The sequence below is a fragment of the Streptomyces sp. NRRL S-646 genome (assembly GCF_000720765.1).
In the GTDB taxonomy this organism is placed as follows: domain Bacteria; phylum Actinomycetota; class Actinomycetes; order Streptomycetales; family Streptomycetaceae; genus Streptomyces.
The window spans coordinates 38,519-53,201 of the sequence record NZ_JODC01000013.1 but is presented as its reverse complement, the minus strand read 5'-3'; the positions used below and the strand labels follow the sequence as shown (position 1 = coordinate 53,201).

Annotated in this window: 12 protein-coding genes; 5 read left to right on the top strand and 7 right to left on the bottom strand. The window is 70.0% G+C overall.

From position 1 onward, the window contains the following. The first annotated feature begins 72 nt into the window (after window positions 1-72). Window positions 73-1,110: a helix-turn-helix transcriptional regulator gene (locus tag IH68_RS0132410; protein ID WP_078912707.1), complete on the top strand. Its 1,038-nt coding sequence runs from the start codon at window positions 73-75 to the stop codon at window positions 1,108-1,110. A gap of 340 nt (window positions 1,111-1,450) precedes the next feature. Here the strand turns inward: IH68_RS0132410 and IH68_RS0132405 are convergent, their stop codons facing one another. Next, entirely contained in the window at window positions 1,451-2,497 is a 1,047-nt protein-coding gene (locus tag IH68_RS0132405; protein ID WP_030942115.1) for a helix-turn-helix transcriptional regulator, read from the bottom strand. A 264-nt stretch (window positions 2,498-2,761) separates the two neighbouring features. On the opposite strand from IH68_RS0132405, the gene IH68_RS0132400 reads away from it, so the two are divergent. From IH68_RS0132400 to IH68_RS0132390, 3 genes are read left to right on the top strand one after another with little or no spacing between them, the layout of a single operon-like run. Next, complete coding sequence (locus IH68_RS0132400) at window positions 2,762-4,306, top strand: circularly permuted type 2 ATP-grasp protein (protein ID WP_030942113.1); 1,545 nt, start codon at window positions 2,762-2,764, stop codon at window positions 4,304-4,306. Then, a complete protein-coding gene (locus IH68_RS0132395; RefSeq protein WP_030942111.1) occupies window positions 4,303-5,235 on the top strand; it encodes an alpha-E domain-containing protein in 933 nt (310 codons plus the stop codon). Before IH68_RS0132400 ends, IH68_RS0132395 begins: the two co-directional genes overlap by 4 nt. 1 nt (window position 5,236) lies before the next feature. After that, a complete protein-coding gene (locus IH68_RS0132390; RefSeq protein WP_030942109.1) occupies window positions 5,237-6,100 on the top strand; it encodes a transglutaminase family protein in 864 nt (287 codons plus the stop codon). Between the two features lie 66 nt (window positions 6,101-6,166). On the opposite strand, the gene IH68_RS0132385 is transcribed toward IH68_RS0132390, so the two are convergent. Continuing rightward, window positions 6,167-7,282 carry a sugar ABC transporter substrate-binding protein gene (locus tag IH68_RS0132385; protein ID WP_030942107.1) on the bottom strand — a complete coding sequence of 372 codons (1,116 nt, stop codon included), beginning with the start codon at window positions 7,280-7,282 and terminating at the stop codon, window positions 6,167-6,169. Window positions 7,283-7,577: 295 nt separating this feature from the next. Here IH68_RS0132385 and IH68_RS53765 point away from each other — a divergent pair, with 295 nt between their 5' ends. Further along, window positions 7,578-9,236 (top strand): PA14 domain-containing protein, encoded by a 1,659-nt coding sequence (locus IH68_RS53765; RefSeq protein ID WP_078912706.1) that lies wholly within the window; start codon window positions 7,578-7,580, stop codon window positions 9,234-9,236. 52 nt (window positions 9,237-9,288) lie between these two features. Here the strand turns inward: IH68_RS53765 and IH68_RS0132375 are convergent, their stop codons facing one another. The 5 genes from IH68_RS0132375 to IH68_RS0132355 form a co-directional block, all read right to left on the bottom strand. After that, window positions 9,289-9,735, bottom strand: coding sequence for a heat shock protein transcriptional repressor HspR (locus IH68_RS0132375; protein WP_030942103.1), 447 nt, complete (start codon window positions 9,733-9,735; stop codon window positions 9,289-9,291). Between the two features lie 5 nt (window positions 9,736-9,740). Beyond that, the gene (gene dnaJ, locus IH68_RS0132370; protein WP_030942101.1) at window positions 9,741-10,916 is read right to left on the bottom strand and encodes a molecular chaperone DnaJ; all 1,176 of its coding nucleotides are present in this window, start codon (window positions 10,914-10,916) and stop codon (window positions 9,741-9,743) included. 57 nt (window positions 10,917-10,973) lie between these two features. Then, entirely contained in the window at window positions 10,974-11,627 is a 654-nt protein-coding gene (grpE, locus tag IH68_RS0132365; RefSeq protein WP_030942099.1) for a nucleotide exchange factor GrpE, read from the bottom strand. Further along, complete coding sequence (gene dnaK / locus IH68_RS0132360) at window positions 11,624-13,468, bottom strand: molecular chaperone DnaK (protein ID WP_030942097.1); 1,845 nt, start codon at window positions 13,466-13,468, stop codon at window positions 11,624-11,626. The genes grpE and dnaK overlap by 4 nt, the downstream gene beginning before the upstream one ends. Window positions 13,469-13,562: 94 nt before the next feature. Beyond that, complete coding sequence (locus tag IH68_RS0132355; RefSeq protein WP_030942095.1) at window positions 13,563-14,597, bottom strand: MraY family glycosyltransferase; 1,035 nt, start codon at window positions 14,595-14,597, stop codon at window positions 13,563-13,565. Between the last annotated feature and the right edge of the window lie 86 nt (window positions 14,598-14,683).

Below are 14,683 nucleotides of genomic sequence, written 5' to 3'. Positions count from 1 at the left end.
CCCCCGTCTCGAGTAAGACGATGGCTCATTCGGGCACGTCATGGCCACACGATCGGTGCATCATGTTCCTGCATGTTCAGGACCCTGGGGGGTGGAGATTTGGAAGCGAATCGGACTAAAGCGACGCATCCCCACGCGGTGACGGAGCTGTGTGAGGAAGGGAGTCGTCTCTACGCGAACGCGCTTCGCACGGGACGTATCGCCCGCGCGGACGTGGAAACCGCCCCTTGTCTGATGGAGTTCGCCCTGCTCCACCCTGATCCCGACGACGCGAACTGGCTGCGCCCCGTTCCTCCGGGGATCGCCCTGGCCCAACGGCTCAATCCCATAGAGCGCGAGATCACGGAACGCCGGCGGCTGTCGATCCAGGTGGCAGACGCATTCGAGCCGTTCATGGCTCTCAGTGCCCAGGTCACGGCGTCGACTCACTCGATCAGCGTATTGGAGGGCCTCGACCGCATCAACGCGGCGCTCGACCTGGCGATCTCGCAGTGCCGGAACGAGATGCTCACCGTCCAGCCGAGCCAACGCCACCCGGAGCGCAGGCTCATGGAAGCCCTGGAGCGCGACAAGCCGCTGATCGAACGAGGGGTGCGGATCCGGACCCTCTACCAGCACACGGCCCGCTACAGCCCGGAGCGGCTCGCCTGGGTGGACCATTTCGCCGACGGGAAGGCGGAGTACCGCACCATCGACGAACTGGTGGAGCGCCTCATCATCTGCGACGAGACCGTCGCGTTCATCCCCACCCGCGACGACCGGCAGGTCGCCCTCGAACTCCGTCATCCCGGTCTCGTCCGGTACCTGATCAAGGTGTTCGAGTTCATGTGGAGCCGTGCCGTCCCGCTGAGCGCCGGCGCCCCCTACGAGACCGCTCCGGACGGCATCACGGACATCCAGCACTCCATCGCCAAACTCCTCGTGGAGGGCCACGTCGACGAGGCGATAGCCCGCCGCCTCGGCATGAACGTACGCACCTGCCGGGCCCACATAGCCAAGCTGGCGACCGCCCTCGGCAGCGGCAGCCGTGCCCAGCTCGGCTTTCTCATAGCTCAGTCGGGGATCCTGAAGCCGGACCAGCCGATACCGGGAGGAGAGGACCACCCGTGACCGCGGCGCATGCGCACGGTGCGGAGGACCTGTGTGCCGCCGGGGCACGGCTGTACGAGCGGGCGGTGAAGGAAGGCAGGGTCCGCACCGAGGACGCCGCACCGGCCCCCTGCCTGCTGGACTTCGGGCTGCTGCACCCCCTGGTCGAGGACCTCGGCCGGCTGGAGCCCGTCTCTCCCGCCGTCGCGCTGCGCCGGCTGCTGCGCACCTCCGAGGACCGAGGGCGCGTGGCGGAGTGTGTGCTGGACGAAGTGACGGACCGGCTGCTCCTCGTCGACCGGGTAGTCGCCTTCGTGCCCGCGAACGCGGACCGCTCGCTCGCGCTGGAGGTGCGGCTACCTCATCGGACGGTCGGGGATTCTTGGCCGGGAAGAGTGACCGAAGGGGTGACGTCCGCCGGATGGCGGGGCCCGTCGAGGCCCACCTGGGCGATACGGACGCCGAGTTGGGTGCGGCTGGCCGCGCCGAGGGTCTCGGAGAGCCGCGCGATATGGGCACGGCAGGTGCGCACGCTTATGCCGAGCCGCTCCGCGATCACCGCGTCCTGGTGCCCCTCCGCGAGGAGCGCCGCGATGGACTGCTCGCGGTGCGAGATGCCCTCGATGCCGGTGTCGGGCAGCGGCGCGGTCAGCGGGATCGCCAGGCGCCAGAGCCGTTCGAAGACGGTGACCAGGTACTCGACCAGCGCCGGGTGGCGCAGCTCCAGCGCCAGGGTGCGGTCCGCGTTCGCCGGGATGAACGCCACCGTGCGGTCGAAGAGGATCAGCCGGTCGATCACCTCGTCGAGCGTGCGGGCCTCGACCGAACCGCCCATCAGCTCCAGGTAGTTGAGCAGGCCCTGACCGTGCCGGGCCACATGCGTGTACAGGTCGCGCATCCGTACGCCCCGTCCGCGCAGCGCCAGCGCCCTGTGCAGCCCCTCGGTCAGCTCGTGCTCCGGGCGGATGCCGCCGGGCTGGACGGTGAGGACCTCCGTGGTGCACGCCTCCGTCGCCTGGTCCATGGCGGCCTGGATGCGGGAGAGCCCGTCGAGGACACGGATCGCGGCACCCTCCGCGACGCCCGGGCCCGCCTGCGTGGCGGGGCCGAGGCCCGAGTACCGCTCGACGGCGGCGACCGCCGCGCCCACCCGCCGCTGGCTCGCGCTGACCTCGTCGTATACCCCGCGCAGCAGTCTGGTCATGACCTCCTGCGGGGACGTCGGGACCAGCCAGTCCATGTCGTCGGGGTCCGGGTGCAGCAGGGCCAGCTCCAGCAGGCACGGCACCGGTTCGGCGTCCCGGCGCGCCACCCGGCCCCGCCGTACGGCCCGGGAGTACACGCGGTCCCCGGCGTCGCACAGTCGGTCGGCACCGTGTGGATGCTCATCCGTCCCGTGCCCGGCCATCGCCCATCCCACCCCCGGTTCCACCGTCTGTCGCAGCGCAACTATGCGCGGCCCGGACCAGCTCCGCAACACGGCTCGGCCCGAACCGAGCGCCCGAAACCACCGGTACATACGGCTGTTTCCAGCCCTCCGCGGTCCTTCCTGCAACAAGCTGACGGCAGTTCGCGGCAACCGCGGGTTGCCCCGCAGAAACCGCTGTCTCACGCAAGCTGCAGGAAATACGTCAGTGATCACCCCGTTACACACCCCACTTAACGTCGGGCCATGGCGGACATATTTGACGCATACGCGTTGGCCGACGCGTGGGACGAGATGTTTGAGCGGCCGGGTGAGGTCAGAACCGCCTACGAGCCGGTACTGGCAGCGCTCCAGCCCATCGAGCCGAGCGAACTGAGATTCCGGGCCGACCAGATGGCCCGCGCCTTCACGGACCGCGGTGTGACCTACGCCTTCGCGGGCGAGGAGCGGCCCTGGCCGCTCGACCTGGTGCCCCGCATCCTCGACGCCCTCGAATGGGATCTCATACAACGCGGGGTGAGCCAGAGAGTCAGGGCCCTTGAGGCCTATCTCGCCGACGCCTACGGACACGCCCGCGCCTTCGAGGACGGCGTCGTGCCCTGGCGGCTGCTGCTCAACTCCCCGCACTTCCACCGGGCGGCACAGGGCGTCGAGCCACCGGGCGGTGTCCGCATCCACGTCGCGGGCATCGACCTCGTACGCGACGAGGCCGGGGACTTCCGGGTGCTGGAGGACAACGTACGGGTGCCCAGCGGGGTCAGTTACGTCATCGAGAACCGCCGGGCCATGACCCGGATCTTCCCGTCGCTCTTCGCCGAGCAGCACGTCCTGCCCGTCGACGGCTACTGCCACCGGCTGCTCGCCGCCCTGCGCGCCGCCGCCCCCGACGGCGTGCAGGACCCGCGGGTCGTCGTCCTCACCCCGGGCCCGAGCAACGCCGCCTACTTCGAACACGCCCTGCTCGCCCGGCTGATGGGCGTGCAGCTGGTCGAGGGGCACGATCTGGTCTGCCGGGGCAACCGCGTGTGGATGCGCACCACGCGCGGCGAGGTGCCCGTCCATGTCGTATACCGGCGCCTGGACGACGACTTCCTCGACCCGCTCCACTTCCGTCCCGACTCGGTGATCGGCTGCCCCGGCATCATGGGCGCCGCCATGGCGGGCAACGTCACACTCGCGAACGCCGTGGGCAACGGGATCGCCGACGACAAGCTGCTCTACACCTACGTCCCGGACCTGATCCGCTACTACCTCTCCGAGGAACCGATCCTCCCCAATGTCGAGTCCTACCGGCCCGACGAGCCAGGACAGTTGGAGGCGGTCCTCGACCAGATCGACCAGTTGGTCATCAAGCCGGTCGACGGCGCCGGAGGGCAGGGCATCGTGATCGGCCCGAAGGCCGACAAGGACACCCTCGAACGCACTCGCAAAGCAGTGACCGCGGACCCGCGCGGCTTCATCGCCCAGCGGCCCGTCGCCCTGTCCACCTCCCCCACCCTCGCGGGCGAGCGCATGGCACCCCGCCACATCGACCTCAGGCCGTTCGCCGTGAACGACGGCAACGATGTCTGGGTGCTGCCCGGCGGGCTGACCCGCGTCGCCCTCCAGGAGGGCAACCTGATCGTCAACTCCAGCCAGGGCGGCGGCTCCAAGGACACCTGGGTGCTCGCGGAGGGCCCCGCCGAGCAGCCGGTGCCCGAACCGGCCGGCGCACTCCCCTCCGTCGCCCCGCGCCGGCTCGGACCCGACGGCACCCGTGCCGTCGTACAGGAAGGGGCCCAACAGCAGTGAACGACGTGATCCTGTCCCGGATAGCCGAGGCCCTGACCTGGACCGGCCGCTACGTCGAGCGCGCCGACGCCACGGGCCGCATCCTCGACGCGTATCTGCACCGCCTGCTGGAGGACCCCTGGCGCGACGAGGACGCGGCCTGCCGGTCGCTGTACGCGATCCTCGGCATGGACGCGGGAGGCGCACGCGTCGACATGCAGCAGGTGCTGGACCAGCTGGCCTTCGACGCCCGCTCGACGGGCTCCATCGAGGGGGCGCTGGGCGCCGCCCGGCTGAATGCGAGGAGCGCCCGTGAGGCCATCTCGTCCGAGATGTGGGAGTGCCTCAACTCCACCTGGCACGCGCTGGCCGACCAGCGGATGGCGGCCCGCCGTACCGGCCCGTACGCCTATCTGGAGCTGGTGCGCCGCCGGGCCGCGCTCTTCTTCGGGCTCGCCGACTCGACCATGAGCCGGGACGACAGCTGGCGTTTCGTGGTGCTGGGACGCAGCCTGGAGCGGGTGGACATGACCGTACGGCTGCTGTCCGTGCGCGTGCTGGACGCCGTGCACGCGCCCGACTGGCCGACACTGCTGAGCGCTTCGGGCGCCGACGAGGCGTACGCGCGCGTGTACGGCGGTTTCGGCGACACCCCGCGAGTGGCCGAATTCCTTCTCCTGGACCGGAACTTCCCGCGCTCGGCCCTGCACGCACTGACCACGGCGGAAGAGTGCCTCACCGCTCTCGGCCGCCCCCGCCAGGACCCCGCGCGCCGCCCCATCGGACGGCTCCGCACCCGTCTCGAATATCTGGACACGCACGCTCTGGAGAACCAGCTGCCCGCGCTGCTGGGCGACCTGCAGCATGCCTGCATGGCCTCCGCGGACGCGGTGGCCGAGCGGTTCTTCCCGTACCAGGGGCCCATCGAGTGGGCCCAGGAAGGAGCGTGAGATGACCACCATGAGCAGCACGGGCACACGCCGCCTCCGTATCAAGCACACCACCCGGGTCTCCTACGCCCAGCCCGCGGCCTCCTCGCACAACGAGGTCCGCATGACCCCGCTGACGCTGCCGGGCCAGACCACCCTGGACGCGCGGGTCACCGTCAACCCCACCGCCCCCACCTGGTCGTACTGGGACTACTGGGGCACCCAGGTCACCGGCTTCGACCTGATGGACCCGCACGGCGACCTCACCATCACGGCCTCCAGCCTGGTCGAGACGTCCCCGCCGGAGGCGCTCCCGCCCGCGCCCACCTGGGCCGAGGTGACCGAACGCACCGCGACCTCCCGCCTGTTGGAGTTCGCGAGCCCCACCGGCCGTACGACGGTCCCGGCGAAGCTGGTGAAGAAGGCGCGGAAGGCGGCGGCCGGCCTCGACCCGCACGAGACGGCGGTCGCGGTCTCGGAGCTGGTCGCCGACCGGGTGTCGTATCTGCCGGGCGCCACCAGCGTGAACACCTCGCCCGCGGAGGCCTGGGAGCAGGGCGCGGGCGTCTGCCAGGACATCACCCACCTCACCGTCGCGCTGCTGCGGGGCGTGGGCCTGCCGGCCCGTTACGTCTCCGGCTATCTCCACCCGGAGCGCGAGGCCGAGCTCCACCGGCCCGTCGCCGGGCAGAGCCACGCCTGGATCGAGTACTGGGCGGGCGACTGGTGCGGCTACGACCCCACCAACCGCACCCGTGCCGACGAGTCCCATGTCGTGGTGGCCCGCGGCCGCGACTACGACGACGTCACCCCGCACAAGGGCATCTACCGGGGTGTGGCGGGCGGTCCGCCGGACGTGTCGGTGGTGTTCACGCGGGTGGGGTGAACCGAACCGACGGCCAAGGGCCGGGGCGCAGCCGCCCCGGCCCTTTCAAGTGCTGCCCGTCTGCGACTACTTGAGGCCGATCGCCGAGCACTCCGAGGCGAACTTCGACGTGCAGATCTGGGAGACCTTGTAGATGCCGTCCGCGACGACCGTCGACTTGATGTTCTTCCTCGTCAGCGCGGTCACGGTGACGAGCTGCGCGGGGATGCCCTTGTCGGTGGGGCTGTCGACGGTGTCCTGGGTGAGGGCGTCGAACTCGATCTCCTTGCCCTGCACCTTGGCCACCGCCATCTGCGCGGCCGCCGCGGCCTCCTGCGGGTACGACTTGTACACGCTCATGTACTGCTCGCCCGAGACGATCCGCTGCACGGCCGCGAGTTCCGCGTCCTGGCCGGTGAGCGGCGGCAGCTTCGTCACGCCGGCGCCCTCCAGGGCCTTGACGATGCCGCCTGCCATGCCGTCGTTGGCGGAGTAGACACCGGCGATGTTGCCCTTGCCGATGGCGTCGATGGCCGCCTTCATGTTGGCCTCGGCGTTCTTCGGGTCCCAGTCCTTGGTGTCGTACGACTTGGCGATCGTCACCTTGCCGTTGAGCTCCGACAGCGCGCCCGCCTTGAACTGCTTGGCGTTCGGGTCGGTGGGCGAGCCGTTCATCATGACGATCTTGTCGGAGGTGTCGACCTCGCTGCCCAGCGCCTCCAGCAGGGTGCGGCCCTGGACCTCGCCCACGAGTTCGTTGTCGAAGGAGATGTACGCGTCGATCGGGCCCTCGGCCAGCCGGTCGTAGGCGATGACCGGGATACCGGCGTCCTTCGCCTTCTGCACCTCACCGGCGATCGCATGCGAGTCCACGGCGTCCAGCAGGATGATGTCGGCCTTGTCGTCGATCATCTTCTGCATCTGGGCCGCCTGCTTGGCCGCGTTCTGGTCGGCGTTCTGGTAGTCGACCTTGCCCTGCTGCTTGGTGAGCGAGGCGACCTGCTTCTTGATGATGGGGTAGTCGAAGTCCTCGTACCGGGTGTTGGCCGTCTCCGGCAGCAGCAGCCCGATGGTGACGTCGTTGCCCTTCGTGGGGCTCGCCGAGCTGCTGTCCCCCGACACGTTCAGCACGCCGCAGGCGGAGAGCGACAGGGTCATCGTGGACGCTGCCACGGCGATGGCGGTACGACGCGTGGAACGCATGGAGGAGCTCACTTCTGGTGTCTTCCGGACATGGGCGCAACTTGCGACCCAGGTGACTGAAAAGCCAACGCGGAGCGGCCCCCGGGCGTCAAGCGCAACTACTTAACGAGTGCGCAACGCAACACTCCGCCGACCATGTAAAGACATGACGGAAACGCCTCCAAAGGTCCTTTACGGACTCTCCATGCAACGGCAGGCAATCGGCAGGCAAAGATCCGTACAACCAACGCGATTCCTCACGAGTCGTGATCACGGCAGCTTGCATCAGCCGTTCCCATCCCGACCAGAGGACCGAATGAACTCAGCCAGACCCACGACCACCGCGGCCACGGCCGCCGTCGTGCTCGCCACCGCGGCCGGTCTGCTCTCCGCGACGGCCGCTCCGGCCGCCGCCGCGACCACCTGCACCTCGCCCGTCTTCAAGCGCCAGTTCTTCGCGAACACGTCGTTCTCCGGCACCCCGAAGAAGACGGACTGCGATGTTGCGATCGACCAGAACTGGGGCACCTCCGCCCCCGCCTCCGGCCTGCCGAGGGACAACTTCGGTGTCCGCTGGACGGTGACGAGGGACTTCGGCTCGGGCGGCCCCTTCGCCCTGCCGGTCGCGACCCAGGACGGCGTCCGCGTCCACCTCGACGGCGTGCGCAAGGTCGACCTCTGGAAGAACGTGTCGACGACGGTGAAGAAGACCGTCAACGTCACGATCCCGTCCGGCAAGCACACCCTGCGCATCGACTACGTCAACTGGACGGGCACGGCGAACGTCTCCTTCGCCTACAAGCCCCGCACCTCCGCCGACGTCGACAAGGTCAAACCCCTTGCCCCGACGGGGACTTCGGTCGCGTACGACCCCGCGTCCGGCAGGGCGAAGCCGACCTGGGCGAAGAGCCAGGAGATGGACCTCGCGGGCTACCGCGTCTACCGGCGGCTCAAGGGCACGTCGTTCGGCGCTGCGCCGCTTGCGACGACGACCTCGACGTCGTACACCGACACGAGCCTGCCGCTGACCGGCGACACGTACTACTACGAGGTGCGTGCCTACGACAGGGCGGGCAACACCTCGGCGGGTTCGGCCGACCAGGGCGTGACGACCGCCGACCGGACGGCGCCCGGGCAGGTCACCGGCCTCACGGCGAAGGGCACCACGGGGGGCAACACGGTCGCGTGGGAACCCTCTTCGGCGGCGGACGTGCACCACTACGAGGTGTGGGGCGCGCCGGAGGGGCAGCAGGATCCGGACGGGCCCGAGACCGTGACCGGCACGTCCTTCACGGACGTCACCGCCGGGACGGGAACTGCCTACGTCTACAAGGTGCACGCGGTCGACGGCGCCCAGAACGTCTCCCCGGTCTCCGCCCCGGTGACAGCCACGCGCCCCGAGCCCAGCGGCACGCCCGCCCCGAGCGGGCTCACCGGCGTCCTCCACGACGACAGGACCGAGATCCACTGGGTGCTCCCCGAGGACGCCCCCCAGTACCGGGTCTACCGCCGCACCGACGGCGGCTGGACGGCCATCGGCGACCTGCACGGCGGCTGGTGGGAGGACCGCCTCGCCCCGGCGGGCAAGGCGTCCTACTACGTCGTCGCCGTGGATGCCGGCACGGGTGCCGAGTCGGCGCCCTCCGCGGAGATCACCGTCGACCGGCTCGCCCGGGCCACCCCGTTCGGCCCGGCCGCACCGCAGCTGACGCTGGACTTCGCCGGGATTCCGGCGCGCTCCCCCGTCAAGGTCACGGCCAGGCCCGGCGCCGGTGACGAGGGGCGGGTGCTGAAGGGCTACTCCTGGCAGATCAGCGGCGCCTGCGGCGACAGCGGCACCCAGCTGTCCACGACCGGCTCCATCTCCTGGACACCGCCCTACAACGGGCCGTGCACGGCCACCGTGTACGCCGTGGACCCCTATGGGCGGCAGAGCGGGCAGAGCTCGTCCCTGGAGTTCTTCGTCGGCCGGTGACATGCGAAGGGGCCCGGAGGTTCAGCCTCCGGGCCCCTGTCACATACCTACCTCAGTCCTGCTGCCGCTTGGGCCGCCACACCACCAGCGCGCTGGTCTGCTGCACCTCCTGGTACGGGACCAGATCGCGGCGGTACGACGCATGCACCGCCGCCTCGCGCTGCTGCATCGCCGCTGCCGCGCCCTCGACCGCCGACTGGAGTTCGACGACGCGCTGCTGGAGCGCGGCGACCTGGTTCTCCAGTTCGATGATCCGCTTGATGCCGGCCAGGTTGATGCCCTCGTCCTGCGACAACTGCTGGACGGTGCGCAGCAGTTCGATGTCGCGGGCCGAGTAGCGGCGGCCGCGGCCGGGGGTGCGGTCGGGCGAGACCAGGCCGAGGCGGTCGTACTGGCGCAGGGTCTGCGGGTGCAGGCCGGAGAGCTGGGCCGCCACCGAGATGACGTAGACCGGGGTTTCCTCGGTCAGTTCGTACGGGTTGCGTCGACGGCCGTCCATCTCTGTCATGCTCCCTTCGCGGCCTGGAACAGCTCCGCCCGCGGGTCCTCGCCCGCGGTCGCCTCGCGATACGCCTCGAGTGCGTCACGAGCCTTCCCCGTCAGGTCCGCCGGGACACTCACCTCGACGGTGACCAGGAGGTCGCCGCGGGTGCCGTCCTTGCGGACCGCGCCCTTGCCGCGGGCGCGCATGGTGCGGCCGTTGGGCGTGCCGGGGGGCAGCTTCAGGGTGACGGGCGGCCCGCCCAGGGTGGGGACCCTGACCTCGCCGCCGAGCGCCGCCTCAGCGAACGTCACGGGGACGGTGACGGTGAGGTTGTCGCCCTTGCGGCCGAACACGGGGTGCGCGTCGACATGCACCGTGACGTACAGGTCGCCCGCCGGGCCGCCCCGCTCGCCCGGTGCGCCCTTGCCGCGCAGCCGGATGCGCTGGCCGTCCGACACCCCCGCCGGGATGCGGACCTGCATGGTGCGCGAGGACTTGGCGCGGCCGCTGCCCTTGCAGACCTCGCAGGGGTTCTCCGCGATCAGACCGCGGCCCTTGCAGTCCGGGCAGGGGTCGGTGAGCGAGAAGCCGCCGCCGGAACCCCGCGCGACCTGGCCGGTGCCGACGCACGTCGGGCACACCCGCGGGTTGCCGTTCGCGTCGCCGGTGCCCGAACAGGCCTTGCAGGGTGCCTGCGAGGACATGCGCAGCGGGACCGTCGCCCCCTCGATCGCCTCGGTGAAACTGAGGCTGACCTCGGTGTCGATGTCCTGGCCACGCCTGGGCTGCACCCGGGTCGTACCGGAGCTGCCCCGGTTGAACAGGCCCCCGAAGACATCACCGATTCCGCCGCCGAAGCCTCCGGAACCCCCGCCCTGGGTGCCGCCTCCGAAGAGGTCGCCCAGGTCGAAGTTGAACGAGCCGCCTGCGCCGCCCGGCCCGGGGCGGAAGCCGCCGTTGCCGAACAGGGCGCGGGCCTCGTCGTACTCCTTGCGCTTCTTGGGGTCGCCGAGTATGTCGTTCGCCTCGGAGATCTCCTTGAAGCGCTCCTCGGCCTTGGCGTTGCCCTTGTTGGCGTCCGGGTGGTTCTCGCGGGCGAGCTTCCGGTACGCCTTCTTGATCTCGGCCTCGGTGGCGTCCTTGGGGACGCCGAGGACCTTGTAGTAGTCCTTCTCGATGAAGTCCTTGGTGCTCATCCCCGACGCCCCTCCTCTCTCATCGATACAGCGGTCGGTACTGCGACCGGTTCAAGCTCAGCCCTCGTCCGGGCCACCGCTCTCCTTGTCGTCGGCCGTCTCCGCCTCGTCGGCCTTGACGGTCTGCGCCCCCGGCTGGGGTTCGGCGACGGCCACCCGCGCGGGGCGGATGGTGCGCTCGCCGAAGCGATACCCGGGCTGCAGAATCGCCACGCACGTCGTCTCCGTGACGTCCGGCGCGTACGAGTGCATCAGGGCCTCGTGGATCGTCGGGTCGAAGGGCTCGCCCTCCTTGCCGAACTGCTGCAGTCCCATCTTCGCCGCGACGGTCTCCAGCGACTCCGCGACGGACTTGAAGCCGCCGACGAGTTCGCCGTGGTCCCGCGCGCGGCCGATGTCGTCGAGCACGGGCAGGAGCTCGGTCAGGAGGTTCGCGATGGCGATCTCCTTGACCGTGATCCGGTCCCGCTCCACGCGGCGGCGGTAGTTCTGGAACTCGGCCTGGAGCCGCTGGAGGTCCGCGGTGCGCTCTTCGAGCGCCTTGCGCACCTGGTCCAGCTGGGCCGTCAGGCCTGCGATCTGTGCTGCGTCCCCGGCCGGGGCCGCCCCCTCCCCCGAGGAGGGGGAGGCGGCCTGCGGCTCGGCGTCTTCGGGGGTGGCGCCGGAGGGGACGTCGGGCTTCTCGTCGAAGCCCGGGGTCTCCTCCGTCACGCGGCACCGTCCTTGCGCTCGTCGTCCACGATCTCGGCGTCCACGACGTCGTCGTCGGCCTTGGGGGCCTCGGCGCCCGCGGCGCCGCCGGCGGCGGCCTGCGAGGACTGGGCGTCGGCGTACATGGCCTGGCCCAGCTTCTGCGAGACGGCCGCGACCTTCTCGGTGGCCGTGCGGATCTCGGCGGTGTCCTCGCCCTTGAGCGCGGTCTTCAGCTCCTCGACGGACGCCTCGACCTCGGTCTTGATCTCGCCGGGGACCTTGTCCTCGTTGTCCTTGAGGAACTTCTCCGTCTGGTAGACGAGCTGCTCGCCCTGGTTGCGGGTCTCGGCGGCCTCGCGGCGGGCGTGGTCCTCCTCCGCGTACTTCTCGGCCTCCTGGCGCATCCGGTCGACCTCGTCCTTCGGCAGCGAGGAGCCGCCGGTGACGGTCATCTTCTGCTCCTTGCCCGTGCCCAGGTCCTTCGCGGTCACGTGCATGATGCCGTTGGCGTCGATGTCGAAGGCGACCTCGATCTGCGGGACACCGCGCGGGGCCGGCGGCAGACCGGTCAGCTCGAACATCCCGAGCTTCTTGTTGTACGCCGCGATCTCGCGCTCGCCCTGGTAGACCTGGATCTGCACGGACGGCTGGTTGTCCTCGGCGGTGGTGAAGATCTCGGACCGCTTGGTCGGGATCGTCGTGTTCCGCTCGATGAGCTTCGTCATGATGCCGCCCTTGGTCTCGATACCGAGGGACAGCGGGGTCACGTCGAGGAGCAGGACGTCCTTGACCTCACCCTTGAGGACACCGGCCTGCAGGGCGGCGCCGATGGCGACGACCTCGTCCGGGTTGACGCCCTTGTTGGCGTCCTTGCCGCCGGTCAGCTCGCGGACGAGCTCGGCGACGGCGGGCATACGGGTGGAACCGCCGACGAGGACGACGTGGTCGATCTCGTTGATGGAGATGCCGGCGTCCTTGATGACGTTGTGGAACGGCGTCTTGCAGCGCTCCAGCAGGTCGGCCGTCAGCTGCTGGAACTGAGCCCGGGTGAGCTTCTCGTCCAGGTGCAGCGGGCCCTCGGCGGACGCGGTGATGTAGGGCAGGTTGATCGAGGTCTCGGTGGACGAGGACAGCTCGATCTTGGCCTTCTCGGCAGCCTCACGCAGACGCTGCAGGGCCATCTTGTCCTTGCCGAGGTCCACGCCGTGACCGCCGGCGAACTGCTTGACCAGGTAGTCGACGATGCGCTGGTCCCAGTCGTCACCACCGAGGTGGTTGTCACCGTTGGTGGCCTTCACCTCGACGACGCCGTCACCGATCTCCAGCAGGGACACGTCGAAGGTGCCGCCACCGAGGTCGAAGACGAGGATCGTCTGGTCGTCCTTGTCGAGGCCGTACGCGAGCGCGGCCGCGGTGGGCTCGTTGACGATACGAAGGACGTTCAGACCGGCGATCTCGCCGGCCTCCTTCGTCGCCTGGCGCTCGGAGTCGTTGAAGTAGGCCGGGACGGTGATGACCGCGTCGGTCACCTTCTCGCCCAGGTAGGCCTCGGCGTCCCGCTTGAGCTTCTGCAGGATGAACGCGGAGATCTGCTGCGGGTTGAAGGGCTTCCCGTCGAGCTCGATCTTCCAGTCCGTGCCCATGTGGCGCTTCACGGAACGGATGGTCCGGTCCACGTTCGTGACCGCCTGGCGCTTGGCGACCTCGCCGACGAGCACCTCACCGTTCTTCGCGAAGGCGACGACGGACGGCGTGGTCCTGGCACCCTCGGCGTTGGTGATGACGGTGGGCTCGCCGCCCTCCAGAACGCTGACGACGGAGTTAGTCGTGCCCAGGTCGATGCCGACCGCACGTGCCATGGTGAATTCCTCCAGCTGACTTGAGTGGAACGGACTCAAGTGTGCACGACGCCCGCCGATGGGTCAACAGACCTGAGTCGGACCGACTCAACTCTTATCCGTTCCTTACACGCAACGGGCCGCTGACCTGCGTCGATTGCGTGGGCACGGGCCGCCGGAGACCGTACACAGGCACCCGAAGGAGCATGAGTACGACGACGAGCGCCACCGCCCCCACCCAGTACACGCCGGACAAAGCAGTCCACCCGATGTGCATGAGCACCCCGACGAACACCGCGGCGAAGGCCCCGATTCCGGGCAGCACGGTCGCCCCCTGCGGGGTGAGCCCCAACCGCCGCAGCCGGTGGGCGACATGGTCCGGCCCGCCGCGCAGCAACGGCCGCCCGGCCAGCCGCCGCGACAGGACCACGAGGAGTACATCGGCGCTCGCCAGGGCGGTGAGCGAGAACAGCACTCCCGCACTGGGGGCGAGCGCGTAGCCCGCACGGGTGAACACCGCCGACGCGGAGAGCAGGAACCCCGTGAACAGCGAGCCGCACGCACCGAGCCCCACGCGCGCGGGCGGCCAGTTGTGCATGAGGAACCCGGTCAGCGCGGCGGCCAGCACGCTCAGCAGCACCGCGAGCCCGTCCATCAGTTCGGCCGCCGCGCAGGCCCCCACCCCGAAGGCGGTGAGGACGCCCACGGTCCCCGCGAGGGCGTCCGCATGGTCGAGCGCCTTGAACCCGATGGTGACGAAGACGATCCACCCGACGGCGAGCAGCCCGGCCGGCACCCCGGTCTCCTCGTACGGCACGACACTGGCCGCCGCTACGGCCGTACCGGCGACGAGGACCCGCGCCTTGACCCGCCCCACGTCCGCGACGAGCCCGAGCGCCGCGACGGCACCACCGGCGACGAGCAGCCGCCCCACCCAGGCACCAAGGGGTGCGACGCCGGTCCGTTCCATGGCCACCGCCACTCCACAGGTGGCGAGCACCACGGCCGCACCGCCGAGCAGCGGCACGGGCCGCTGCCGCTGACGTCTCCGCTCGACGATCCCTAGGCGCAGCGCGGGCACCCGCAGCAGTGCGGTGAGCACGGCGGCGAGCAGCAGGGCGGTGGTGGCGGCGGCGATCCCGTATAGCACGGGTCTAAGTTAGGCGCAAATGTACCAATTTGGCATGAATAACACGATCGCATCGTCACAAGCCTGGTCGCGGACCTTGCCGCGGG

Bases quoted from the DNA above. Each gene is read 5' to 3' on its own strand.
- IH68_RS0132390 (WP_030942109.1), top strand. From the start codon at position 5,237: ATGACCACCATGAGCAGCACGGGCACACGCCGCCTCCGTATCAAGCAC.
- IH68_RS53765 (WP_078912706.1), top strand. From the start codon at position 7,578: ATGAACTCAGCCAGACCCACGACCACCGCGGCCACGGCCGCCGTCGTG.
- IH68_RS0132375 (WP_030942103.1), bottom strand. From the start codon at position 9,735: ATGGACGGCCGTCGACGCAACCCGTACGAACTGACCGAGGAAACCCCG.
- IH68_RS0132400 (WP_030942113.1), top strand. From the start codon at position 2,762: ATGGCGGACATATTTGACGCATACGCGTTGGCCGACGCGTGGGACGAG.
- IH68_RS0132385 (WP_030942107.1), bottom strand. From the start codon at position 7,282: ATGCGTTCCACGCGTCGTACCGCCATCGCCGTGGCAGCGTCCACGATG.
- dnaK (WP_030942097.1), bottom strand. From the start codon at position 13,468: ATGGCACGTGCGGTCGGCATCGACCTGGGCACGACTAACTCCGTCGTC.
- IH68_RS0132405 (WP_030942115.1), bottom strand. From the start codon at position 2,497: ATGGCCGGGCACGGGACGGATGAGCATCCACACGGTGCCGACCGACTG.
- dnaJ (WP_030942101.1), bottom strand. From the start codon at position 10,916: ATGAGCACCAAGGACTTCATCGAGAAGGACTACTACAAGGTCCTCGGC.
- IH68_RS0132410 (WP_078912707.1), top strand. From the start codon at position 73: ATGTTCAGGACCCTGGGGGGTGGAGATTTGGAAGCGAATCGGACTAAA.